Below are 23605 nucleotides of genomic sequence, written 5' to 3' on the forward strand. Positions count from 1 at the left end.
GTGTTTTTCCCCATTCCCGTTTTCGTGAGAGTTCCCCCATGAGCAATGCACAGCGCAGTTTCCACGTCGCCGTCGTCGGTGCCACCGGCGCCGTCGGCGAGACCATGTTGTCGATCCTGGCCGAGCGTGATTTCCCGGTCGGTACCCTGAGCGTCCTGGCCTCCGAGCGTTCGGCCGGTGGCGAGATCGAGTTCAACGGCCAGAAGGTCACGGTCCAGGACCTGGCCACCTTCGATCCGGCCGGCGTCGAGATCGCGCTGTTCTCGGCCGGTGGCAGCGTGTCCAAGGAATACGCACCGAAGTTCGCCGCCGCAGGTGCGGTGGTGATCGACAACTCCTCGGCCTTCCGTTACGACGATGACGTGCCGCTGGTGGTGTCCGAAGTCAACCCGGAACAGGTCGCCAACCGTCCGCGCGGCATCATCGCCAATCCGAACTGCTCGACCATGCAGATGCTGGTGGCGCTGGCGCCGCTGCACCGCAAGTACGGCATCGAGCGCATCAACGTCTCCACCTACCAGTCGGTGTCCGGCGGTGGTCGTTCGGCCACCGAGGAGCTGGGCAAGCAGACCGGCCAGCTGCTGAGCTTCCAGGAGATCGATCCGCAGCGCTTCCCGGTGCAGATCGCCTTCAACCTGATCCCGCACATCGACGACTTCCAGGACAACGGCTTCACCAAGGAAGAAATGAAGCTGATCTGGGAGACCCGCAAGATCCTCGGCGACGACAGCATCCTGGTGAACCCGACTGCAGTGCGCGTGCCGGTGTTCTACGGCCATTCCGAGTCGGTGGCGATCGAAACCCGCGACAAGGTCACCGTGGCCGAAGCACGTGCGCTGCTGGAGCAGTCGCCGGGCATCGAAGTGGTGGACCGTCACGAGGCCGGTGGCTACCCGACCCCTGTCACCCACGCCTCGGGCACCGACGCGGTGTACGTCGGCCGCATCCGTGAGGACCTGTCGCACCCGCGCGGCCTGAACCTGTGGATCGTATCGGACAACGTGCGCAAGGGCGCCGCCCTGAATGCCGTGCAGCTGGCCGAGCTGGTCGCCGCCGAGCAGCGCTGATCACAGCGGTTGCCTCACCGGTAGTGCCGGCCGCTGGCCGGCATTGCCGTGATGGCACGTGCGTGTCTGCCGGCCAGCGGCCGGCACTACCGAAGGTCCCCATGGGTGGGTGCGGACCGCGGTCCGCACGCTTTATAGTGTCGCCATGAATAAACGGGCCAGGGGCGCAAAGCGCCCCCTCCTCTATCTTTCCACCGCGCTGCTGGCCCTGGCCAGCAGTTCGGCGCTTGCCCTGGGCTTGGGCGACATCCGTGTCCTGTCCAAGCCGGGCCAGCCCCTGCTGGCCGAAATCCCGGTGGTCTCGGCCGATCCGTCCGAGCTGGAGAACCTGCGTGTCGCGTTGGCCTCACCGGTCACCTTCGAGCGCGTCGGCCTGCAGCGGCCGACCGGGCTAGTCGGCGAACTGCAGTTCGAACTGACCCGCAATGCGCAGGGCAGGGCAGTGGTGCGGGTGACCTCGCAGACGCCGGTTGAGACCCCGTCGCTGAGCTTCCTGATCGAGGCGGACTGGGGCCAGGGCCGCCTGGTGCGCGAGTACTCGGCGCTGGTCGATGCACCGTCCAGCGCACTGGCCGTGGCCGAGCCGGAAATCGTTGCACCCGCAGGTACGCTCTCCAACACCATCGCCCGTGAGGCCGCCCCGGCGCCCGCCGCCGCGGAGAGCGTGAGCGCGCCTGCGCCGTCCACCGCCACCACGCCGGCACCCGCACCGGCTCGCCCGCGTGCAGTGGCTGCACCCGCTGCCGCACCGGCAGCCGATGGCAGCGTTACCGTCCAGCGTGGGCAGACCTTGTCGCAGATCGCCAGCGTGGTGGCCCGCGGCAACCAGGTCAGCCGCGACCGCGCAATGATTGCGCTGCTGCGGGCCAACCCGGAGGCCTTCATCCGTGGCAACGTCAACCTGCTCAGGCAGGGCGCCGTGCTGCGCATGCCCGGCAGCGATGCACTGGCGGCGGTCGATGCCGCCGAGGCCGCCGCGCTGGTGCGCGAGCATGCCGCACAGTGGCGTCAGGCGCGCACCGTGCCGCAACCGGCGGGTACTGTCGCCCCGGTCGCCACGGCGGGAACCACGAACGCTTCTTCCCCGGCTGCGGCCACTGGGGCACGACTTGAAATCGCTCCGGCGCTGGCCTCCGACGCCGCGCACGCGGGCACAACCACCGGCACTGCAGCCGGCAGCGAGGGTGACATGCTGGGCAACGAACAACTGCGCCAGGCACGCGAGGACATCGCGACCCGCGATGCCGAGATCGGCGAGCTGAAGCAGCGGGTGGCCGACCTGGAAAAACTCAAGGAACAGCAGCAGTCGCTGATCGCGATGAAGGACAACGACCTGGCCGCGGCGCAGCAGCGCCTGGCGCAGGCACCGGCTGCCCGCGATGCGGCAACGCCGTGGTACTGGCTGGGTCTGCCGGTGCTGTTGCTGGCGGCCGGCGCGGCCTGGCTGCTGCGTCGTCGCAAGCCGTCGCCACTGCCGCCGCTGCGCGAGGAAGGCGACGCCGCCGGCCTGGCCGCTGCGGTACCGGCCGGCGCGGCGCTGGATACGCTGGCCGAGCAGTCTTCGTGGTCGACGGCGGTGTCCGACAGTGGCCGCCAGGAACCGGCGATGCCTGCCTGGGCGACCGAAGCCGAGGTGCAGGATGACGTGGCTGCCGAAGCGGTCGCCGACGTCGCCGCCCAGACTGACTGGCAGGCGCAGACGCTGCGCGATGACGAAGTGGTGGAGCTGCCCGGGGCCGTGACCGACCTGCCGCGCTGGGACGAGCCGGTGGCCATGCAGGACACCCCCGTGCAGGATGAGCCGCCCGCGCAGGCGGTCCCTGACGAGATCGCAGTACCGGACTACGCGCTGCACGCCGAACAGCAGCCGCAGTTCCGCGGCGTGTTCGACCTGCCGGCCGAGCATCATGACGGCGGGGATTCGAGCGCGGCGCCGCACGACGCGCTGGCCGCGGCCGCGCATGAAGACGGTACTGCCGCGCCGGCCAGCGATGCCGGCTGGGCGCCGCGCGCCGGGCAGGAACGCCTGGAACTGGCCATCGCCTACCTCGACCTGGGCGATGCGCAGACCGCACGGACGTTGCTGCTGGAAGTGGCCGAGGGCGGCGACCTGCACTGCCAGGCCCAGGCTCGCGAACTGCTGGCCCGCCTGCCGTGACCGAACCCGCCGACAAGGACCGTGCCATGAGCCGCGAGCGCCGTATCGACTACGTTGAATTCGCCTCCAGTGACCCGGCCGACAGCCGCGCCTTCTTCGAAAAGGTGTTCGGGTGGTCGTTCGTCGACTATGGCAGCGATTACACCGCCTTCGACGATGGCCGCCTGCAGGGCGGCTTCTTCCGCGGCCAGCCGCAACGGGCCAGTGACAGCGGCGCGCCGCTGCTGGTGCTGTATGCCGACCAGCTGGCGCCCATCGAGGCAGCGGTGCGCGACGCTGGCGGTGAGATCGTACGGCCGGTGTTTTCTTTCCCCGGTGGCAGCCGCTTCCAGTTCGTCGAGCCCGGTGGCAACGAACTGGCGGTCTGGTCCGAACGCGATCCGGCCTGAGCGCCCCCCTCCCGCAACATCGAGGTAGCACATGCGTTACGCGCTTGGCGTCGAGTACGACGGCAGCGATTTCAGGGGCTGGCAGAACCTGGGCGAGGGTGGTCCCAGCGTGCAGGCCAACCTTGAGCAGGCCCTGTCGTCGGTGGCCGATGCGCCGCTGCAGGTGGTCTGTGCCGGCCGCACCGATGCCGGCGTGCACGGCCAGTGCCAGGTCGTGCATTTCGACACCGACGTGGTGCGCGATCCGCGCGCCTGGATGCTGGGCACCACCACCCGCCTGCCGCGCTCGATCGCGGTGCGCTGGTGCGTGCCCGTGGCCGATGATTTCCACGCCCGCTTCTCGGCGCGGGCACGCCGTTACCGTTATCGCCTGCTCAACCGCGAAGTGCGGCCGGCGCTGCAGCGGCAGACCCTCAGCTGGGAGCGCCGTGCGCTGGACGCGGGCCTGATGCATGCCGCCGGCCAGGCCCTGCTAGGCGAGAACGACTTCAGCGCGTTCCGCTCGGTGCAGTGCCAGGCGCTGCATGCACGGCGTGAACTGCAGTCACTGCAGGTCAGCCGCCAGGGCGAGGTGATCGAGGTCGCCGTGCAGGGCAATGCATTCCTTCATCACATGGTCCGCAATATCGTCGGATCGCTGATCCTGGTGGGCAGTGGCGAGAAGCCGGTGGAATGGATCGCCGAACTGCTGGCCGGGCGCGATCGCACCGTAGCCGGTCCCACCGCACCGCCGCAGGGCCTGGTGTTCCTTGGGCCCCTGTACCCCGACAACTGGCATCTGCCCGCCGAGGTCACGCTATGAGCCGCTCCTACTACCGCACGCGCATCAAGTTCTGTGGCATGACCCGGGCCGGCGACGTCCGCCTGGCCGGTGAGCTGGGCGTGGACGCGGTGGGTTTCATCTTCGCCCGTGAAAGCAGCCGCCGGGTCGCTCCGGCCGAGGCACGCGCGATGCGCCAGGCGATCGCGCCGATGGTCGACGTGGTGGCGCTGTTCCGCAACAACAGCAAGGAAGAAGTGCGCGAGGTGCTGCGCACGGTACGACCGACCCTGCTGCAGTTCCACGGCGAGGAAGACGAGAGCTTCTGCCGCAGCTTCAACATGCCGTACCTGAAGGCGATTGCCATGGGCGGCCGTGAAGAGATCAACGCCCGCACCCTGCAGCTGCGCTATCCCAGCGCCGCCGGCTTCCTGTTCGACAGCCACGCGCCGGGCGGCGGTGGCGGCACCGGCGTGGCCTTTGACTGGGGCCGGATCCCGACCGGCCTGCATCGCCCGTTCCTGCTGGCCGGCGGCCTGAACCCGGAAAACGTCTACGACGCGGTGCTGGGTACCCTGCCGTGGGGCGTGGATGTCTCCAGTGGCATCGAACTGGAGCCGGGCATCAAGGACGGCTACAAGATGCGCACCTTCGTCGAGGAAGTGCGCCGCGCCGATTGCACGGTTCTCGAGTGATTGGCGTCATTATTTGCCGTGATTTGGACCTGGATTTGAGCCTGCACGCATTCTTCACATAGGATGGTCCCAAGCGCGCCTGCCATGAGGGCTGGCGCGGGGATCGACGGGACGCGCGCGGCGCGCCCCGAACGGGCGGCCGCCGCCCACAGCCCAGGAAGGCAAGCGATGCAGGAGTTTCTCACCGTCGTACTCGGTTACCCGACGCTGCCGTACAGCATTCTGCTGTTGGTGTCGGTGATGTATTGGGCGGTTGCGGCGTTCGGCCTGGTCGATGACGGTTTTGGCAATCTCGGCGCCGATGGCGCGATCGAGGCGGGGACCGACCTCAGTGGCCTGTCAGCCATGCTGGCGCGCTGGGGCCTGGGTGGCGTCCCGATCATGGTGGTGGTCACCCTGCTGAGCCTGTTCGGCTGGCTCATCACCTATTTCATCCATCTGTTCGTACTGCTGCCGCTGCCGGACCTGCTGCGCTGGGGCCTGGGTACGCTCGTGGCGGTGCTGGCACCGCTGCCAGCGGTACCGCTCATCGCACTGATCCTGCGCCCGGTCCGGCGCTTCCTGCTGCGCCTGCGGCCGGTGCCGCAGGCATCGCTGCTCGGCCGGGCCGGCGTGGTCGCATCGCCGAAGGTGGACGCACGCAGCGGTCATGCCACGGTCGATGATGGCGGCGCCGGGCTGGTGCTGCAGATCCGCAGCGACATCGAACTGCAGCGTGGCGAGCGCATCGTGCTGGTCGAGCACATGGCCGAACAACACTATTACCGGGTGGTCCGCGCCGATGCGATCGCCCTCGATTTCCAGGACAACCTGCTTCCGGGCAACAAGGAGACTCATCAATGACGTTGGCATCCCTCTTACCGTTCCTGGCCGTCGCCGGCGGCCTGCTCGTCCTGCTGCTGGGCGTGGCCGGGCTGTTCAAGGCCTTCTACCGCAAGGTCGACCAGGGCGTGGCCCTGATCGTCAACGACATGAGCTCCACGCCCAAGGTGCACTTCACCGGTGCGCTGATCATCCCGGTGCTGTACCGCGCCGAGCTGATGCGGATCAGCCTGATCACCCTGCAGATCGACCGCCGTGGCAAGGAAGGCCTGATCTGCCGCGACAACATGCGTGCCGACATCGCCGTGGCCTTCTACCTGCGGGTGAACGAGACCCAGGCCGACGTGCTGCGCGTGGCCAAGGCCATCGGTGCCGACCGTGCGTCGGACAAGCATGCCGTCGATGAGCTGTTCAACGCCAAGTTCTCCGAAGCGTTGAAGACGGTCGGCAAGAAGTTCGACTTCACCGAACTGTTCGAGAAGCGCCAGGAGTTCCGCGACGAGATCATCGCGGTGATCGGCAACGACCTCAACGGCTATGTGCTGGAAGACGTGGCGATCGATTACCTGGAGCAGACCCCGAAGGCGCTGCTGGACCAGTTCAACATCCTTGACGCGCAGGGTATCCGCAAGATCACCGAGCTGACCGCCGCGCAGAACGTGGTGACCAACGAGCTGGAGCAGAACGAGAAGCTCGCCATCACCAAGAAGAACGTGGAAGCGCGTGAAGCGCTGCTGGCGCTGGAACGCCAGCAGGCCGAAGCCGAAGCACGCCAGAAGCGCGAGATCGAGACCATCCGCGCGCGCGAGGAGGCCGAGACCGCCAAGGTGCAGGAAGAGCAGCGCCAGCTGTCCGAGAACGCCCGCATCGAAGCACAGCAGCTGATCGAGATCCGCGACCAGAACCGCCTGCGCGAAGTGGAAGTGGCCGAGCAGAACCGCCAGCGCGCCGTGGCCATCGAGGCCGAGCGCGTCGAGCGCGCACGCCAGCTTGAGCAGGTCACCACCGACCGCGAAGTGCAGCTGCAGGGCGTGGAGCGCGACAAGGTGGTCGAGCAGGGCAAGATGGACGTGGCCAACATCACCCGCGAACGCATCTCCATCGACAAGACCGTGGCGCAGGAGGAAGAGCGCATCAAGGAAGTGCGCGAGGTCTCCGAGGCCGACCGCCAGAAGCAGGTGCTGATCCTGGAAGCCGAGGCCAAGGCACAGGAATCGCTGGTGCGCGAGGTAAAGGAAGCGCAGGCACGCGAGACCGCTTCCAAGCACCGCGCAGTGGAACTGACCACGCTGGCCCAGGCCGAACACGAAGCAGCCGGCAAGCAGGCCGAAGCCAAGCGCCTGCTGGCCGACGCGCTGCGCGCCGAGCAGGCCGCACCGGGCCTGGCCGAAGCGCAGGTGCGTGAAGCTTCGGCACTGGCCATCGAGAAGGTCGGCATCGCCGAGGCCCGCGTGATCGAAGCCAAGGCCGAAGCCAGCCTGAAGCAGGGCAGCAACGAAGCCCGCGTGCTGGCCGAGACCCTGCAGGCGCAGGCGCAGGGTGAGGAGAAGATGGGCCTGGCCCGTGCCACCGCCACCGAATCGCTGGGCAACGCCGAAGCCGGCGTGGTGCAGAAGAAGCTGCTGGCCGAGGCCGAAGGCCTGGTGCGCAAGTTCGAAGCGATCGCTTCGCTGAGCGACCAGGCACGTGGCCACGAAGAGTTCCGCATGATGCTGGACAACAGCCTGAAGCAGGCGCTGGCCTCGATCGAAGCCGGCAAGGAAGTCTCGCGCGAGAATGCCAACGTCATCGCCAGCGCGCTGCGCAACGCCGATATCGATCTGGTCGGTGGCGACGGCGGCATGTTCGAGAACCTGGTCAAGGCGGTGTCGCTGGGCAAGTCGATCGAAGGCTTTGCCGGCAAGAGCCCGATCGTGCAGGAGCTGATGCAGCGCTACCTGGGCGTGGCCGTGGCCGAACCGGCGCCGCGCCAGATCGCCGAGGATGCCGAAGCGGTGCCGACCGTGTCGGCCACCGTGGTCGACAGCGCCCGTTGATGCATCGGGCGATGGCTGCTGCGGCCATCGCCCGCCCGCGCCGGCCGCAACCGCGGCCGTCCGCCCGTGAGCCGGAAGCCTGCTGATGTCTGATACCCATCCGTCCGCCGAATCCACTGCACCGGAGGCCGGCGGCACTACCGTCGACCAGGCCGTTGCCCAGGGCGGTGCCTATGAAGTCCTGCGCCGCCGCCTGGCCGAGCAGGGCCAGCGCCTGCAGGGCCTGGCCGAAACGCTCAACCGCCAGCGCCTGGCCGAGTTCGGCGACAGCCGCCTGGAGGTGGTCGGTCGCTTCCGCATCCGCAGCGAAAACAACTGCGTCGGCCGTGACATCGTGCAGGTCGGGCCGGACCGCCTGCTGTTCGGCTACAACGTATTCATCGGGCTGAAGACCCAGACCCGCATCGAGGACGTGTTCGGCCTGTACCGGCTGGTGCAGGGCAGCGACGGCTACGATGTGGCGGCGCTGGAGCTGAAGGGCAGCTTCCTCGACCAGCCCGGCTTCGTGCACGACTTCAACGAGCTGTACGCCTACTACAAGCACGCGCGCTTGCTGCAGCTGATCGTGGTGGGGGGCAAGCTGCTGGCGTCGTTCCAGATCGGTGAGCGCAGCAGCGACGTGCGCGTGTTCCGCTGGGCGCTGTCGCGCGATGGCGAACTGACCTATCTGGATGCGCGCGGTGAGCGCGATATCGCACTGCCGCCGCCGTTCGACTTCGAATGGACCCGGGCGACCCGCGACCTGGCGGTCAATGGCCGCCATTCGCACCTGAACATCCTCGATACCCTGTTCGTGGAGACCACCGGCGGCGACCTCACGATCAAGGTCGAGAACAACACCGAGACCGGGCAGGGCATCTACAGCGAACCGGTGGAGGACAGCACGCAGTCGCTGGACGACGCCCAGTTCGAGTTCGCCCGGGTCGGCTCGCTGGTGCTGCTGAAGGTGCTGCCGTACCGCGAGACGGAGTGGCGCGGGCTGATCTACAACACGCTGACCGGCGGCATCGTGCGCAACGATGCGATCGTGCAGGCCTGCGTGCAGCTGCCCGAAGACCACGGCGTGATCTTCCCGGGTGGCTATTACCTGCAGGGCGGCGAGCACAAGGCGTTCGACGCCTCGATGGCCGGCATGCAGTTCAAGCGCAGCATCCGTTCACCGAATGGTGAGGACGTGCTGTACATCTTCTATGAGCGCGAAGGTGGGCGCTCGGCGCTGTTCGTCTACAACACCATCCAGCGCGTGTTGCAGAACCCGGTGTTCGGCCATGGCTACGCCTTGATGCAGGACGGGCGCATGGTGCTGTTCCATGCCGAAGGCAGCGAACCGACCCGCATCCATCCGATGCAGGTCTGGCAGACCCCGTTCAGCAGTGACGAGTTTGCTGCAAGCCGGCCACCCGGCAACACCTTCATGGGACGCATCGGCAACGCCGAACTGGTGCGGGGCATCTCCAACCTGTTCAACCTGGCGCGCGAGATCGATGGCCAGGACGTGTCGGTGCAGCGCTACCAGCGCCTGGTGGCCGACACCCGGCGCCTGTTCGATGCCCACCACTGGCTGGGCGACGCGGCCTGCGATGGCGCCGAGGCGCTGCTGCGGCAGATCAGCGCCACCGGCGAATCGGTGCTGGACGAGTACGAGAAGGTGCAGTCGATCCGCCAGCAGTCGGCGCAGGCGATGGTCGAGGCAGAGGCCGCGCACAAGGCGCTGCTGGGCCGGCTGCAGCCGCAGAACTGGAGCGAGGTGCAGGCCTTCGTCGAGGCCCTCAATGCGATCACCGCATTGCGCGGACGGCTGCTGACCATCCGCGAGCTGCGCTACATCGACACCGCGCGCATCGAGACGATGACGGCCGAGCTGGTGGAGGCGCAGGATCATGTCGGCGCCGCCACGGGTGACTTCCTCGCCGGCGATGCCGCGCTGGTGCCGCTGACCACGCGCCTGCAGGCGCTGGATGAAGCTGCGCAGCAGGCGCAGAGTGCCCGCCAGCTGGATGAGCAGCTGGAGGGGCTGCGCGGGATGGCGGCCGATCTGGATATGCTGTCTGAACTGATGGCCGGCCTGAAGGTGGACGATGCCACCGCCCGCACCCGCGTGGTCGAGTCCATTTCGGTGCTGTACGGCCGCCTCAACCAGGCCCGCGCGCGTGCCGATCAGCGCCGCAGGTCGCTCGGCTCAGCCGAGGCCGTGGCGCAGTTCGCCGCGCAGTTCGCGCTGTTCTCGCAGTCGATCACCAGCGCGCTGGCGCTGGCCACGGACCCGGAGCGTGCCGACGAGCAGCTGTCGCGCCTGCTGGTGCAGCTGGAGGAGCTGGAGAGCCAGTTCGGCGAACACGAGCAGTTCCTCGGCGACATCCTGAGCAAGCGCGAAGAGCTGGTTGAAGCCTTCGAAACGCACAAGCAGGCGCTGCTGGATGACCGCCAGCGCAAGGCACGTTCGGTGCTGGATGCGGCCAGCCGCATCCTCGATGGCCTGGCCAAGCGCACCGAGCGCTTCGCCACCGCCGATGAGCTCAATGCGTTCTTTGCCGGCGATCCGCTGATCCTCAAGCTGCGTGAGCTGGCCGAACGCCTGCGCGCGTTGCATGACAACGTCAAGGCCGACGACATCGAAGCGCGCCTGAAGGGCGTGCGTGACCAGGCGGTGCGCCAGCTGCGTGACCGCAGTGATCTGTACGAGGCGGGCGGCAACGTGGTGCGGCTGGGGCCGCGCCATCGCTTCAGCGTCAACACCCAGGCGCTGGACCTGACCCTGCTGCCGCGTGGTGACACGCTGGCGATCCATCTGACCGGCACCGACTTCCTGGAGACCCTGCACGATCCGGAGCTGGATGCGCTGAAGCCGTTCTGGCCGGTCACCCTGGACTCCGAATCACCTGCACTGTATCGCGGCGAGTATCTTGCCGGCAGCCTGTTGATGGCCGCGCAGGAGGGGAGCGACGGGCTTGACCTGGCCACGCTGCAGCACGACGTCGCCACGCCCGAAGCACTGGACCAGCGCGTGCGTGCGTTTGCCGCACCGCGCTACCGCGAAGGCTACGAGCGCGGCATCCATGACCATGATGCCGCGCTGATCCTGCGTGCGTTGCTGCCCTTGCAGCAGGCGGCCGGCAGCCTGCGGCATGCACCGCGGGTGCGTGCGCTGGCGGTGCTGTTCTGGGCTGCCGAGCAGCGGCGCGAAGCGGTGGCGCAATGGCCGGCCCGCCAGATGGGTGCTGAAGCGCTGGCACGCCTGCTGGGGTCCGACGAAGGGCGCCTGGCGTTGCGTGCGGAAATGGCCGAGGCACTGCTGGCGTATGCGCAATCCCACGCGTTGCCGTTCGATGCCGATGCCGCAGAGGCCGCGGCCGCTTATCTGGGCGAGGAACTGGCGGCCGGCGAACCGGTGTTCAGCAGCAGCCGCCATGCGGTAGCGCTGCTGGAGGCACTGGCTCGGCAGCTGGAACAGGCCGGGCAACGCGAGGCGGTCGAACGCGCCCTGCAGCGCAGCCAGGATCCGCTGGCCACGCGCTGGGCGCTGGCCGGTCAGTGGCTGCGGGCGCTGGCGCGGATGCCGGCGCATGCCCCGCATGCCGGCTACGTCGACGAGGCTGCAGCACTGCTGCTGGTGCAGCGCCAGCTGCGTACCCGTGCCAGCGACGCCGCGCTGCAGGCGGAGGTCAGTGGCCTGCTGGGTGAACACGCACGCATCAGCAACGGCACGCTGGTGGTATCGCTGGATGATTTCCTGGCGCGCCTGAAGCAGCACCTGCGTCATTTCGTGCCAGCGTTCCATGCCTACCAGGCGCTGCGCCAGGGCATCATCGGCCGCGAGCGCGAGACCCTGCGGCTTTCCGAGTTCAAGGCGCGGCCGCTGTCCTCGTTCGTACGCAACAAGCTGATCAATGATGTCTACCTGGGCGTGATCGGTGACAACCTGGCCAAGCAGATGGGCACGGTCGGCGAGAACAAGCGCAGCGACCTGATGGGCCTGCTGATGATGATTTCGCCGCCCGGCTACGGCAAGACCACGCTGATGGAATACGTGGCGCACCGCCTGGGCCTGGTCTTCATGAAGATCAACGGCCCGGCGCTGGGTCACGAGGTGCGGTCGCTGGACCCGGCCCAGGCACCGGACGCGACCTCGCGGCAGGAGCTGGAGAAGCTCAACCTGGCGCTGGAAATGGGCAACAACACCATGCTGTATGTGGACGACATCCAGCACACCCATCCGGAGTTCCTGCAGAAGTTCATCTCGCTGTGCGATGGCACCCGCCGTATCGAGGGTGTGTGGCGCGGTCGCACCCGCACCTACGACATGCGCGGCAAGAAATTCTGCGTGGTGATGGCCGGCAATCCGTACACCGAGTCTGGCGAGGTGTTCAAGATTCCGGACATGCTGGCCAACCGTGCCGACATCTACAACCTGGGTGATGTGCTCGGTGGCATGGAGGCGGCCTTTACCCTCAGCTACATCGAGAACAGCCTGACTTCCAACCCGGTGCTGGCGCCGCTGGCTACGCGCGACATGGCTGACCTGTACACGCTGGTCGACCGGGCGATGGGCAAGGAGGTCTCGACCAACGGCCTGAGCCACGCCTACAGCAGCGCGGAGATCAACGAAATCACCGCCACCCTGCAGCGCATGCTGCGCGTGCGCGACGTGGTCTACCGCGTCAACCAGCAGTACATCGCCAGTGCCGCGCAGGACGATCGCTACCGCACCGAGCCGCCGTTCCGGCTGCAGGGTAGCTACCGCAACATGAACAAGCTGGCCGAGAAAATCTCGCCGGTGATGAACGAGGACGAGCTGCAGCAGTTGATCTCCGACCACTACCTGGGCGAGGCACAGCTGCTGACCACCGGCGCCGAAGAAAACCTGTTGAAGCTGGCCGAGCTGCGCGGCGTGCTGGACGACACGCAGGCGCAACGCTGGACGCAGATCAAGCGCGACTTCCTGCGCAACAAGGCCATGGGGGCCGACGACAGCGATGTCGGCGGGCGCGTGGTCGCGCAGCTGGCCGACATCGCCACCGCCCTGCAGCTTCCACCGCCGGCGCCGGAAGCGATTGCCGTTGCCGACCCGGCACCGTGGCCGGCGTTGCTGGAGGCCCTGCATCGTCTTTCTGAAACACGTCCGCCCGCCGCGCCGGTGCCGGTCGCGGCAGCCGCCAGTGTGCCGACGACGGTCCTGGCCGACGACCTGCAGGCTGGCCTGGCACCGTTGGTGGAACTGTTGGCGGCATCGCAGGCGCAGCAGGCACAGGTGTCCCAGACCCTGGCCGCGTTCGCCGGCTGGGCGCGGCAGCAGGTCGAGCGTGGGGTGCCGAACAGTGCGGTGGCGCAGCGTGCGCGTGTGCGCCGTGCCACGACGCCGGAGGAGCGCGCGCTGGATGAGGCGCTGATGCGTCACTTCTACGGCGAGTCGTTGCCGCCGGACGACGGTGAGGAGATTCCAGCGACGACACCGAAGCCGCCGCCGCTGCCGTGACCATGCAGGCGCCACTGCCGCCACCGAGCTTGCCGGACACGGCCGATGTCGCCGCGCTGGCCGACTATGGTGCGCCGTTGCTGCAGGCGCTGGCGCGGCGCGAAACACCGTTGCCGCCGGGCGCGGGCGCAGGGCTGGTGGCCGCACTGGCACGCATCGCGCTGGCCCTGCAGGCCGATAACCCGGCGCAGATCCGGCAGCAGGCGGGCTGGTGGGGCCGCCTGCTGGGGCGCGATGTCGATCGCGAGGCGGAAGGACGTGCGCTGCAGTCGCAGCTGGGCGTGCTGGCCCTGCAGGCGCGCGAGCAGGCCCAGCAGCTGCAGCAGCAGCTGCAGCTGCGGGCCATGGCCATCGCCGGACATTCAGCGGCGGCCGCAGCGCTGGACGCCTGGGTCGAGCTGGCAGCGGTGCGGCTGGCGTCGCTGGATACCGCCGGCCAGGCCGCGCTGTCGCAACGGCTCGATCACCTGCGCCGGCTGGCCACGCTGCGCCGTCTCGAGGCCGGCCAGTGGCAGCTCCTGCAGGACCAGGACAACGTGCTGCTGCAACGCTTCGCGCGCATCCATGACGTCCTGTTGCCAGCCTGGCGGCAGGCCGCCGCGGCGGGCCAGGCCGCGGCCGGCGCCACATTGGCGGCGAAGGCCGCCACGCTGCACGCACAGATCGATGACGAGGTCGCGGCGGCTCAGGCTAGACTGCCTTGAGCCGGCCGCCGCTGCCGCTTACCCAACTGCAAGGAGACTGCCCGATGACCCAGGACAGCCAGACCCCCGGTGCCCTCGTGCCCGGCACGACTACCGCCGTTCCGCTCGATGAAGGCGCATTGCAGGCGCTTGGCCTGGTCCGCGAGGATCTGCCGCGCATCGCCGAGATCCGTCTGGAGCTGGATGACCTGCGCCCGGGCAACCTGCAGGTCTTCGGTCGCGAAGCGGCCACGCGCACCGCAGCGTTTTCCAGCCAGTTGCTGGACCAGGTGCGCAATCGTGACCTCGATGCCAGCGGCGAGAAACTGGGCGAAGTGGTGCGCATCGCACGCAGCCTGAAGCTGGACGGCTTCGCGCAGCGGTCGAAGGTGCCGGTGATCGGTGGCCTGATCGACCGCCTGCGCGTATCCAAGGGCGAGCTGGTGCAGAAGTTCAGCGACACCAATGCGCAGATCGAGCAGCTGCTGGGTGATGTCGGTGTGCAGCAGGCGTTGATGGGCAAGCGCGTGGGCGAGTTCGACCGCATGCATGACATCGTCCGCGAAGAACGCCATGCGCTGGGCCTGTATGCTGCGGCCGGCAAGCAGCGCCTGGCCGAACTGCAGGCCGAGCAGCAGGCCGGGCAGGGCAGTGAGGATCCGCAGCAGCGCATCCGCCAGAGCGAAGTCGACAACGCGATCCGCCTCCTCGAAAAGCGCGTGTCCGACCTGCAGCTGATGCAGCATGCGGCCGACCAGTCGCTGCCGATGATCCGCCTGATCCAGGCCAACGCGCTGCAGCTGATCGAGAAGTTCAACACGGTGCGCGAGATCACCATCCCGTCGTGGAAGCGCCAGTTCGCCATCCAGCTTTCGCTGGGTGAGCAGAAGGCCGCGGTCGAGCTGTCCACCGCCATCGACGATGCCACCAACGAGCTGATGCGCCGCAACGCCGACCTGCTGCGCCAGGCCTCGGTGGATACCGCGCGCAGCAACCAGCGCGGCGTGATCGACGTGGCCACGCTGCGCCACGTGCACGACCAGTTGATCGCCACGGTCGAGGAAGTGCGCAGCATCCATCGCGAAGGAATGCAGCAGCGGCAGCAGGCCGAAGTCGAGCTGTCGCGCCTGCGCGAAGACCTGCAGCAGCGACTGGCCACCCCGACTGCCAGCTGAAAAAAGGGGACGGAGGGGATTAAGTCGTTTGTGCCACTTGCGACTTAATTCCCTCCGTCCCCTTTTTGTTGTCAGCGCAGTTGCTGGCCCAGCCAGTCGGCCAGCGCATCCACGCGCCCATCTGCCGGTCCATCCGGTCGCGCCAGCACCCAGAAGCCACCGGTGGCGGCAAATCCCCACGGCGCGACCAGTCGCCCGGCGGCCAGGTCCTCGGCCACCAGTGGCTCGGGTGCGATCGCCGGGCCCAGCCCGGCCACCGCTGCCTCCAGCAGGTAGTACAGGTGTTCGAAGGCAGTACCCAGCTGCAGCTTCGAGGTGTCCAGATCGTGCGCTTGCGCCCACGCCGGCCATGCCTGCGGCCGTGAGCTGGTGTGCAGCAGCGTCTCCTGCAGCAGCGCCGAGGGCGGCACATGCCGCAGGCGCTGCGCGGCCGGATGCGAGGGGGCCACCACCACGCCGACCCGTTCCGGCGCCAGCTCACGCACCTGCCAGCCCCGGGGCCACGGCCCCTGCGCCAGCAGCAGCACCGCGTCCAGTGCGGCCTGCGCCTCGGTGAAGCTGCCATCCAGCGCCGACCACTGCAGGCGTACGCCGGGCAGGGCGGCCTGCAGTGCGGGCAGGCGCGGAATCATCCAGCGCGCCAGCACGCTGCCGCTGCAGCCCAGCACCAGCGCCGGGGCCGCGGTCGGCCGGCGCAGTTCGCGCACGCAGTCTTCGATGCCGCTGAAGGCCTCGCTGCACGCTGCCTGCAGGCGCGTGCCCGCAGCGGTCAGGCGCAGGCCGCGACCGGCCCGCTGGAACAGCGCCAGGCCGAGGTGGTCTTCCAGCAGCTTCAGCTGGCGGCTGACCGCGCCGTGGGTCACGTGCAGGTCCTGCGCGGCGCGGCCAACCCCGCCCAGGCGGGCGGTGGCCTCGAACGCGCGCAGCGCATTGAGCGGTGGCAACAGCGAACGGCTCATGTGAGATTTCCTGACGGTATATGCCAGATAATATCCATTTTCCGGTCACGACCCGTGCGCTAGAGTATCCATCTGTCTCGAACCAGCGGTCGCTTCCATGTCTGCCTCCCCCATTGCCGACTACCACGCCTTCCCGGATGCCCAGGGCCATTTCGGCCGCTACGGTGGCAGCTTCGTTGCCGAAACCCTGGTCGGCCCGCTGCAGGAACTCGCCCAGGCCTATGACCAGGCCCGCCAGGATCCGGCCTTCCAGGCCGCCTACGACCGCGACCTGGCCCACTACGTGGGCCGGCCGAGCCCGATCTACCACGCCCAGCGGCTGAGCGACCATGTCGGCGGCGCGCAGATCCTGCTCAAGCGCGAAGACCTGAACCACACCGGCGCGCACAAGATCAACAACACCATCGGCCAGGCGCTGCTGGCGGCGCGGATGGGCAAGAAGCGCATCATCGCCGAGACCGGTGCCGGCCAGCACGGCGTGGCCAGCGCCACGGTTGCCGCGCGGCTGGGCCTGGAATGCGTGGTGTACATGGGCGCCACCGACATCGAGCGGCAGAAGATCAACGTCTACCGCATGAAGCTGCTCGGCGCGACGGTGGTGCCGGTCACCTCCGGTTCGGCCACCTTGAAGGACGCGCTCAACGAAGCGATGCGCGACTGGGTGACCAATGTCCAGGACACCTTCTACATCATCGGTACGGTCGCCGGTCCGGATCCCTATCCGCGCATGGTGCGCGACTTCAACGCCATCGTCGGCCGCGAGGCACGCGAGCAGATGCTGGCCGAGTACGGCCGCCTGCCCGATGCGATCACTGCCTGCGTCGGCGGCGGCAGCAATGCCATCGGCCTGTTCCATGCCTTCCTCAACGACCGCCAGGTCGAGATCGTCGGCGCCGAGGCCGCAGGTGATGGCATCAGCACCGGTCGCCATGCTGCATCGATCGCCGCCGGTCGCCCGGGCGTGCTGCATGGCAACCGCACCTATGTACTGTGCGACGACGACGGCCAGATCATCGAGACCCATTCGGTGTCGGCCGGCCTGGACTATCCGGGCGTCGGCCCCGAACACGCATTCCTGGCCGATACCGGCCGCGCGCGCTACCTCGGCATCACCGATGACGAAGCACTGCAGGCCTTCCACCTGCTGGCGCATACCGAGGGCATCCTGCCGGCGCTGGAGTCCAGCCATGCGCTGGCGCAGGCGATCAAGCTGGCGCGTGAGCGTCCGCGTGACCAGATCGTGCTGTGCAATCTGTCCGGCCGTGGCGACAAGGATGTGCATACCATCGCCGCGCGCGAAGGGCTGGTGCTGTGAGCGCGCTGCTGCGCAACAGTGGCGTGCTGCTGCTGGCGCTGGGGTTGGCCGCGTGCCAGCCGCCGGAGCCGCCGCTGCTGGCACCGGCCGCCAAGGCCACCACGCAGCCGGCACAACAGGCGGCCGCGAATGATGACCTCGACCCGATGGCACGTGCGCCGATCGTCGATCCGCCGTCCACGGAAGATATGGACAGCGATGGCGCGCCTGCGGTGGTCTCGGTGGCGCTGGACCATGCCGGCGAGGTGCTGATCGGCCAGCACATGAGCGATCTGAAGGCACTCGGGCCGTGGACCGCGCAAGGGGCGGTCGAAGCCATCGGCGGCAGTTGCGAGTACTACGACGGCAAGGGGCTGCCGCCCGGCGTGTCGATGATGACCGATGAAGATCGCGTCGTCCGTTTCGATCTCGGCCTGGATCCGGACAGCGGGGCGCCGACCCAGCAGCCCGGTCCGTTCGGCCTGCGTGTCGGCATGACCCGCGCCCAGGCCATGGCCCAGTTCCCGAAGCCGCCGGTATCCAGCCCGCATGCCTACGACGGTGACCAGGGCGAGTACCTCACCTGGCAGGACCCGGGTTCGGACCTGGGTATCCGCGTGGAACTGTTTGAAGGGCGGGTCACCCAGATGTACTGGGGAACCAGCGATGCGATTGAACTGATTGAAGGATGTGCCTGAAATGTCCGTATCCCGACTCGATGCCTGTTTCCAGCGTCTGCGCGAACAGCAGCGCAAGGCGCTGATCCCCTTCGTCACGGCCGGTGATCCCTCGCTGGAGGCCACCGTGCCGGTCATGCACGCACTGGTCGACGCCGGCGCCGACGTGATTGAACTGGGCGTGCCGTTCTCCGACCCGATGGCCGATGGCCCGACCATCCAGCGCAGCTCCGAGCGCGCGCTGGCGCGCGGCGCCGGCAGCCGCTACGTCCTGCAGGCCGTGGCGCAGTTCCGCGAGCGCGATGCGCAGACCCCCGTGGTGCTGATGGGCTACCTGAACCCGGTGGAGATCCACGGTTACGCGGCCTTCGCCAAGGCCGCCGTCGACGCCGGCGTGGACGGCGTGCTGCTGGTCGACCTGCCGCCGGAAGAAGCGGGCGACGCCCAGCAGGCGTTCGACGCAGCCGGCCTTGCGCTGGTACTGCTGGCGTCGCCGACCACCAGCGAGGCGCGAGCCGACAAGCTGCTGGCGCTGGCCCGTGGCTATCTCTACTACGTCAGCTTTGCCGGTGTCACCGGCGCGTCCGAGCGCCTGGACAGCGATGCCGCCAGTGCCCGCCTGCAGGCGTTGCGCGCGCGTGCGTCGGTGCCGGTGGTGGCGGGCTTCGGCATCAAGGATGCCGCCAGTGCCGCGGCCATGGCCCGGCAGGCCGACGGCGTGGTGGTGGGCAGCGCGCTGGTGGCGGCGCTGGCCGAAGCGGGCTCGGCGGAAGAGGCCGCGCAGCACGCCCGGACCTTCCTCGCCCCGCTGCGGCAGGCGCTGGACGCGTAACGGTAGTGCCGGCCGCTGGCCGGCATCCTCCTGAGGGCTCGCGTGCAAGGGCTGCCGGCCAGCGGCCGGCACTACCCATCGGTCTGCACGCAAGGGCTGCCGGCCAGCGGCGGGCACCGCCCAGCACCTAAACGTACGTCCCAGCATGGTTTTTTCCGGCTGCCCCGTGGCTGGCAAGGGGGTGCACGGGCGGGGAAAGCGGAGCTAGACTGTCCGCCTTTGCGGCCCCCGGGCCGCCCTGAACGGAAGTGTCCTCCCGCATGAGTTGGCTCAGCAAGTTGATGCCGTCCGGCATCCGCACCGACAACACCCCCAGCAAGAAGCGCAGTGTCCCCGAGGGCCTGTGGGAAAAGTGCAGCAACTGCGGCAGCGCGTTGTACCGTCCGGAACTGGAAGAGAACCTGGAAGTCTGCCCGAAGTGCGGCCATCACATGGCGATCCGTGCGCGTGCGCGCCTGGCCGCCCTGTTCGATGCCGACAGCACCACCGAGATCGGTGCGCGCCTGGGGCCGACCGACCTGCTCAAGTTCAAGGACCAGAAGAAGTACAGCGAGCGCATCAAGATCGCGCAGAAGAACACCGGCGAGTACGACGCGCTGATCGCCATGCGCGGCCTGCTCAAGGGCCGTGCGCTGGTGGCATCGTCGTTCGACTTCGCCTTCATGGGCGGCTCGATGGGCTCGGTGGTCGGCGAGCGTTTCGCACTGGCCGCGGAAACCGCGGTCGAGATCGGTGCGCCCTACGTGTGCTTCTCGCAGAGCGGTGGCGCCCGCATGCAGGAAGGCCTGTTCTCGCTGATGCAGATGGCCAAGACCTCGGCCGCGCTGGGCAAGCTGCGTGAAGCCGGCCTGCCGTACATCTCGGTGCTGACCCATCCGACCACCGGCGGCGTGTCGGCTTCCTTCGCGATGCTGGGTGACATCAACATCGCCGAGCCGCAGGCGCTGATCGGCTTCGCCGGCCCGCGCGTGATCGAGCAGACCGTGCGCGAGAAGCTGCCGGAAGGCTTCCAGCGCTCGGAATTCCTGCTGGAGCACGGCGCCATCGACCAGATCTGCGACCGTCGCGAAATGCGCGACCGCCTGTCCGATCTGCTGGCAATGCTGGGCCGTCAGCCGGCGCCGGAGGTGGCTTGATGGGAGGCCGCAAGTACTTCGGTACTGATGGCATCCGTGGACGGGTCGGCCAGGGCGTGATCTCGGCCGACTTCGTGCTGCGCCTGGGCAACGCCCTGGGCCGTGTCCTGGTCGACCAGCGCGGCCAGGACGGGCGCCGGCCGATCGTGGTGATCGGCAAGGACACCCGCATCTCCGGTTACATGTTCGAAGCGGCACTGGAAGCCGGCCTGGTCGCCGCCGGTGCGGACGTGCAGCTGCTGGGGCCGATGCCGACCCCGGCGGTGGCGTTCCTGACCCGTACGCTTGGCGTGGACGCTGGCATCGTCATCAGCGCCTCGCACAACCCGCACTACGACAACGGCATCAAGTTCTTCTCCGCCCAGGGCGAGAAGCTCGACGATGCGACCGAGCTGGCCCTGGAAGCGGCGCTGGACATCCCGTTCACCACCGCCGAATCGGAAAAGCTGGGCAAGGCGTCGCGTGCGCGCGAAGCGGTCGGCCGCTACATCGAGTTCTGCAAGGCCAGCGTGCCGCGCGCGTTCGACCTGCGTGGCGTGCGCCTGGTGCTGGACTGCGCGCACGGCGCCACCTACCAGATCGCGCCGCTGCTGTTCCGTGAACTGGGCGCCGAGGTGATCGGCATTGGTGCCGAGCCCAACGGCGTCAACATCAACGCCGGCGTGGGTTCCACCCACATCGACAACCTGGCGGCCAAGGTCCGCGAAACCCGCGCCGATCTCGGCATCGCCTTCGATGGGGATGGCGACCGCGTGCTGATGGCCGACGACCAGGGCAACCCGGTCGACGGCGATGACCTGCTGTATATCCTGGCCCGTGCATGGAAAGCCGAAGGCCGCCTGCGCGGCCCGGTGGTCGGTACGCTGATGAGCAACTACGGCATCGAGAAGGCATTTGCCGACCTGCAGATTCCGTTCGTGCGCAGCAATGTCGGCGATCGCTACGTGCACCAGGCGCTGATGGAAGGCGGCGGCGTGCTCGGCGGTGAAGCCTCCGGCCACCTGCTGTGCCTGGATCGGGCCACCACCGGCGACGGCATCGTCAGCGCGCTGCAGGTGCTGGTGGCATTGCGCAACAGCGGGCAGACCCTGCGCCAGGCGCTGGAAGGACTGGTGCGGGTGCCGCAGAAGACGGTCAACGTGCGGCTGGGCAATGCCTCGGCCAAGGCCACGGTGCAGGCCGGCAGCGTGCAGGCCGCGCTGGCTGTCGCGCAGCAGTCGGTGGCCGGCCGTGGCCGTGCGTTCCTGCGCCCGTCCGGTACCGAGCCGGTGGTGCGGGTCACGGTCGAGGCCGATGATGCGACGCTGATGCAGGACACGCTGGATCGACTGTCCGCGGCGGTACGTGAAGCCGCCGCCTGAGGCCGCTGCACATCCGCCCAACGAAAACGCCCCGGAATGCCGGGGCGTTTTCGTTGAAGGGGCAGGGCGGTGGGTTGCCTACGGCCCCGGCACCATCTTCTTCTGGCGTGCCTTGAAGCCATTGAACAGCGGTGCGATCAGCGGGTTGTAGCTCTGTGCGATGCGTTTTCGCAGCCAGCTGGCCGGGCGGTTGCGGATCGCGAAACGATAGATGCGCTCCGGGTCGCCGCCCACCACATTGCGTCCGAACGGGTGGGTGGTATGCAGGTAGCGGAAGCCGTGCTCGCGCGCCACCTCGATGTGGTCCTGGTCGAAATCGCCGTAGGGCCAGCACAGCGTATCGGACACCTCGCCAAGCTTGTCCTGCAGGACGTCGCGCGAGACTGCCAGGTCGTGGCTCAGGCCGGCACGGCGCTGTGCGCGGTCCAGGTCGTCGCGGCGCAGCCAGCGGGTGTGGGTATGGGTGTGGCAATGCACTTCGAAGGTGCCGGCGGCGATGGCCGCGCGCGCTTCGCTCCAGCGCATCATCACGTCGTCGCTGCGGTTCTGCTCGTAGATCGCCGCTTCGCAGCCGCGATGGTCCGGCGTGGCAGGCAACGTTGCCCCGGCAAGCCCGGCGTGGGGCCGCTCCGGGCCTTCGCCCATCCAGCCGGTGACCACGAACACCACCGCGTGCAAGCCGTACTTCTGCAGGATCGGGTGCGCATACACCCAGTTGTCCAGGTAGCCATCGTCGAAGGTGATCACGATCGACTTGCGCGGCACCGGCTTGCCGGCCAGGAAGCCGGCGTACTGGTCCAGTGTCAGCGACGTCCAGCCGTTGCCGGCCAGCCACGCGATCTGGCTTTCGAAATTCTCCGGTGACACGGTGATCATGCCCGGCGACGGACTGACGTGGTGGTGCATCAGCACCGGTACGGTTCGGGCATCAGCCATGTCCCAGCTCCTTCAGCCACTGGTGGTAATAGTGTTCGGTGGTCTCACCGTGGCCGTCGGGAGTGAACCGGTGCGCGCTGCGCATCCAGTCCCACCCGGCGCGGCCCATCTGCCGCCGCCGTTCCGGATCGTCCACCAGCAGGCGCAGGGCGCCTGTCAGGGCTGCATTGTCGCCCAGCCGGGTGAGGATCGCATTGCTGCCATCCACCACCATCTCCGGCACGCCACCCACCCGCGTGGCCACGATCGGCACCCCGACATAGGCGGCCTCCAGGAAGACGGTACCGGCCGCTTCCTTGTGCGATGCCAGCGCGAAGATGTCGAAGCCAGCCATCAGCCGGCATGCGCCATCGCGATAGCCGAGCAGATGGACCTGCTGCTGCAGCCCGTGCTCGTCGCGCAGCGCCTGCAGCCGGTCCATGACCGGCTGGCCATCGCCGACCACCACCAGGTGCAGGTTCGGGTGCGTCTTGCACAGCGGTACCATCGCCTGCAGCAGGTCGGCATGACCCTTGGGTTCGCGCAGCACCGCCACGCAACCGACCACGATGTCCTGTTCGCCGAAGCCGAGTTCGGCGCGCACGTCCGCGCGTACCTCCTGCAGGCATTGCCAGGGGTCGTCCTTGCGGATTTCGCTCCAGCGCGGCGGGACCGCGATGGGCGGCACGATACCGATGTGTTCGGCCGGAATGCCGCGCGCGGCCAGCAACTGCTTCACGAAGCTGCTGACGGTCAGCACCCGGTGCGGCAGGCCGGTATAGGTCAGCAGCGAGTTGACCGGGCTCATCAGGTGGCGCGAGCGCACCACCAGCGGCGTGCCGCCCAGGCGTGCACCGGCGGCGGCGATCAGTGCGTCACGGCGGCTGGTGGTGTTGACCACGTCATAGCGTTCGCGGCGCACCAGGCGCGAGACCGACCAGATGCCGCGCAGCAGGCGCAGCAGGCCACCCATGCGCAGGGTATGCACGGTGAAACCATCATCGCGTGCCAGCTGGGCCAGTCGCGCTTCGGGCTGGCACAGCAGCGCCACCTCGTGGCCACGCGCGCGCATCACCTGCATGTGGCGGAAGATGTAGATCTCCTGCCCGCCCATTCCCTTGGCGGCTTCAGTGTGCAGGATGCGCAGCGGACGGTTCATGCAGGATCGATCCT

Annotated in this window: 18 protein-coding genes; 15 read left to right on the top strand and 3 right to left on the bottom strand. The window is 68.3% G+C overall.

Annotated elements, in window-relative coordinates; all coding sequences use genetic code 11:
• Window positions 1-38 precede the first annotated feature (38 nt).
• The 10 genes from AC5P5W_RS06075 (at window position 39) to AC5P5W_RS06120 (ending at window position 15258) form a co-directional block, all read left to right on the top strand.
• Window positions 39-1067, top strand: a complete 1029-nt coding sequence (locus AC5P5W_RS06075) for an aspartate-semialdehyde dehydrogenase (RefSeq protein ID WP_014647891.1) — start codon at window positions 39-41, stop codon at window positions 1065-1067.
• A gap of 145 nt (window positions 1068-1212) precedes the next feature.
• Window positions 1213-3225 carry a FimV/HubP family polar landmark protein gene (locus AC5P5W_RS06080; RefSeq protein ID WP_197576181.1) on the top strand — a complete coding sequence of 671 codons (2013 nt, stop codon included), beginning with the start codon at window positions 1213-1215 and terminating at the stop codon, window positions 3223-3225.
• A gap of 26 nt (window positions 3226-3251) precedes the next feature.
• Window positions 3252-3614 (top strand): VOC family protein, encoded by a 363-nt coding sequence (locus AC5P5W_RS06085; protein ID WP_014647889.1) that lies wholly within the window; start codon window positions 3252-3254, stop codon window positions 3612-3614.
• 31 nt (window positions 3615-3645) lie between these two features.
• Complete coding sequence (truA, locus tag AC5P5W_RS06090) at window positions 3646-4416, top strand: tRNA pseudouridine(38-40) synthase TruA (RefSeq protein ID WP_197575198.1); 771 nt, start codon at window positions 3646-3648, stop codon at window positions 4414-4416.
• Entirely contained in the window at window positions 4413-5069 is a 657-nt protein-coding gene (locus tag AC5P5W_RS06095) for a phosphoribosylanthranilate isomerase (protein WP_014647887.1), read from the top strand. The genes truA and AC5P5W_RS06095 overlap by 4 nt, the downstream gene beginning before the upstream one ends.
• Before the next feature lie 168 nt (window positions 5070-5237).
• Window positions 5238-5912: a DUF1449 family protein gene (locus AC5P5W_RS06100; RefSeq protein ID WP_164077423.1), complete on the top strand. Its 675-nt coding sequence runs from the start codon at window positions 5238-5240 to the stop codon at window positions 5910-5912.
• A complete protein-coding gene (locus AC5P5W_RS06105; protein ID WP_014647885.1) occupies window positions 5909-7927 on the top strand; it encodes a hypothetical protein in 2019 nt (672 codons plus the stop codon). The genes AC5P5W_RS06100 and AC5P5W_RS06105 overlap by 4 nt, the downstream gene beginning before the upstream one ends.
• Window positions 7928-8012: 85 nt before the next feature.
• Window positions 8013-13400 (top strand): DNA repair ATPase, encoded by a 5388-nt coding sequence (locus AC5P5W_RS06110; RefSeq protein WP_495220928.1) that lies wholly within the window; start codon window positions 8013-8015, stop codon window positions 13398-13400.
• A 2-nt stretch (window positions 13401-13402) separates the two neighbouring features.
• Complete coding sequence (locus AC5P5W_RS06115; RefSeq protein WP_014647883.1) at window positions 13403-14104, top strand: hypothetical protein; 702 nt, start codon at window positions 13403-13405, stop codon at window positions 14102-14104.
• A 44-nt stretch (window positions 14105-14148) separates the two neighbouring features.
• Window positions 14149-15258: a toxic anion resistance protein gene (locus AC5P5W_RS06120; protein WP_014647882.1), complete on the top strand. Its 1110-nt coding sequence runs from the start codon at window positions 14149-14151 to the stop codon at window positions 15256-15258.
• 71 nt (window positions 15259-15329) lie between these two features.
• Here AC5P5W_RS06120 and AC5P5W_RS06125 read toward each other — a convergent pair whose 3' ends face one another.
• Entirely contained in the window at window positions 15330-16217 is an 888-nt protein-coding gene (locus AC5P5W_RS06125; protein ID WP_032957497.1) for a LysR family transcriptional regulator, read from the bottom strand.
• A 97-nt stretch (window positions 16218-16314) separates the two neighbouring features.
• Here AC5P5W_RS06125 and trpB point away from each other — a divergent pair, with 97 nt between their 5' ends.
• From trpB to glmM, 5 genes are all read left to right on the top strand, one after another.
• Entirely contained in the window at window positions 16315-17532 is a 1218-nt protein-coding gene (gene trpB, locus AC5P5W_RS06130) for a tryptophan synthase subunit beta (protein ID WP_032957499.1), read from the top strand.
• Window positions 17529-18209 carry a hypothetical protein gene (locus tag AC5P5W_RS06135; RefSeq protein WP_014647879.1) on the top strand — a complete coding sequence of 227 codons (681 nt, stop codon included), beginning with the start codon at window positions 17529-17531 and terminating at the stop codon, window positions 18207-18209. Before trpB ends, AC5P5W_RS06135 begins: the two co-directional genes overlap by 4 nt.
• A gap of 1 nt (window position 18210) precedes the next feature.
• Window positions 18211-19020, top strand: coding sequence for a tryptophan synthase subunit alpha (gene trpA, locus AC5P5W_RS06140; protein ID WP_046431828.1), 810 nt, complete (start codon window positions 18211-18213; stop codon window positions 19018-19020).
• 260 nt (window positions 19021-19280) lie between these two features.
• Window positions 19281-20156 carry an acetyl-CoA carboxylase, carboxyltransferase subunit beta gene (accD, locus tag AC5P5W_RS06145; RefSeq protein WP_005410473.1) on the top strand — a complete coding sequence of 292 codons (876 nt, stop codon included), beginning with the start codon at window positions 19281-19283 and terminating at the stop codon, window positions 20154-20156.
• Window positions 20156-21517 (top strand): phosphoglucosamine mutase, encoded by a 1362-nt coding sequence (gene glmM / locus AC5P5W_RS06150; protein WP_197575505.1) that lies wholly within the window; start codon window positions 20156-20158, stop codon window positions 21515-21517. The genes accD and glmM overlap by 1 nt, the downstream gene beginning before the upstream one ends.
• 78 nt (window positions 21518-21595) lie before the next feature.
• On the opposite strand, the gene AC5P5W_RS06155 is transcribed toward glmM, so the two are convergent.
• Together AC5P5W_RS06155 and AC5P5W_RS06160 are read right to left on the bottom strand one after the other, a co-directional pair.
• Window positions 21596-22453: a polysaccharide deacetylase family protein gene (locus AC5P5W_RS06155; RefSeq protein WP_046431824.1), complete on the bottom strand. Its 858-nt coding sequence runs from the start codon at window positions 22451-22453 to the stop codon at window positions 21596-21598.
• A complete protein-coding gene (locus AC5P5W_RS06160; protein ID WP_014647875.1) occupies window positions 22446-23591 on the bottom strand; it encodes a glycosyltransferase family 4 protein in 1146 nt (381 codons plus the stop codon). The genes AC5P5W_RS06155 and AC5P5W_RS06160 overlap by 8 nt, the downstream gene beginning before the upstream one ends.
• Window positions 23592-23605 lie beyond the last annotated feature (14 nt).

The organism is Stenotrophomonas sp. YJH_SMC_123 (assembly GCF_059368215.1).

Coding starts and splice junctions, on each gene's coding strand:
- AC5P5W_RS06075 (WP_014647891.1), top strand. CDS start 39: ATGAGCAATGCACAGCGCAGTTTCCACGTCGCCGTCGTCGGTGCCACC.
- AC5P5W_RS06080 (WP_197576181.1), top strand. CDS start 1,213: ATGAATAAACGGGCCAGGGGCGCAAAGCGCCCCCTCCTCTATCTTTCC.
- AC5P5W_RS06085 (WP_014647889.1), top strand. CDS start 3,252: ATGAGCCGCGAGCGCCGTATCGACTACGTTGAATTCGCCTCCAGTGAC.
- truA (WP_197575198.1), top strand. CDS start 3,646: ATGCGTTACGCGCTTGGCGTCGAGTACGACGGCAGCGATTTCAGGGGC.
- AC5P5W_RS06095 (WP_014647887.1), top strand. CDS start 4,413: ATGAGCCGCTCCTACTACCGCACGCGCATCAAGTTCTGTGGCATGACC.
- AC5P5W_RS06100 (WP_164077423.1), top strand. CDS start 5,238: ATGCAGGAGTTTCTCACCGTCGTACTCGGTTACCCGACGCTGCCGTAC.
- AC5P5W_RS06105 (WP_014647885.1), top strand. CDS start 5,909: ATGACGTTGGCATCCCTCTTACCGTTCCTGGCCGTCGCCGGCGGCCTG.
- AC5P5W_RS06110 (WP_495220928.1), top strand. CDS start 8,013: ATGTCTGATACCCATCCGTCCGCCGAATCCACTGCACCGGAGGCCGGC.
- AC5P5W_RS06115 (WP_014647883.1), top strand. CDS start 13,403: ATGCAGGCGCCACTGCCGCCACCGAGCTTGCCGGACACGGCCGATGTC.
- AC5P5W_RS06120 (WP_014647882.1), top strand. CDS start 14,149: ATGACCCAGGACAGCCAGACCCCCGGTGCCCTCGTGCCCGGCACGACT.
- AC5P5W_RS06125 (WP_032957497.1), bottom strand. CDS start 16,217: ATGAGCCGTTCGCTGTTGCCACCGCTCAATGCGCTGCGCGCGTTCGAG.
- trpB (WP_032957499.1), top strand. CDS start 16,315: ATGTCTGCCTCCCCCATTGCCGACTACCACGCCTTCCCGGATGCCCAG.
- trpA (WP_046431828.1), top strand. CDS start 18,211: ATGTCCGTATCCCGACTCGATGCCTGTTTCCAGCGTCTGCGCGAACAG.
- accD (WP_005410473.1), top strand. CDS start 19,281: ATGAGTTGGCTCAGCAAGTTGATGCCGTCCGGCATCCGCACCGACAAC.
- glmM (WP_197575505.1), top strand. CDS start 20,156: ATGGGAGGCCGCAAGTACTTCGGTACTGATGGCATCCGTGGACGGGTC.
- AC5P5W_RS06155 (WP_046431824.1), bottom strand. CDS start 22,453: ATGGCTGATGCCCGAACCGTACCGGTGCTGATGCACCACCACGTCAGT.
- AC5P5W_RS06160 (WP_014647875.1), bottom strand. CDS start 23,591: ATGAACCGTCCGCTGCGCATCCTGCACACTGAAGCCGCCAAGGGAATG.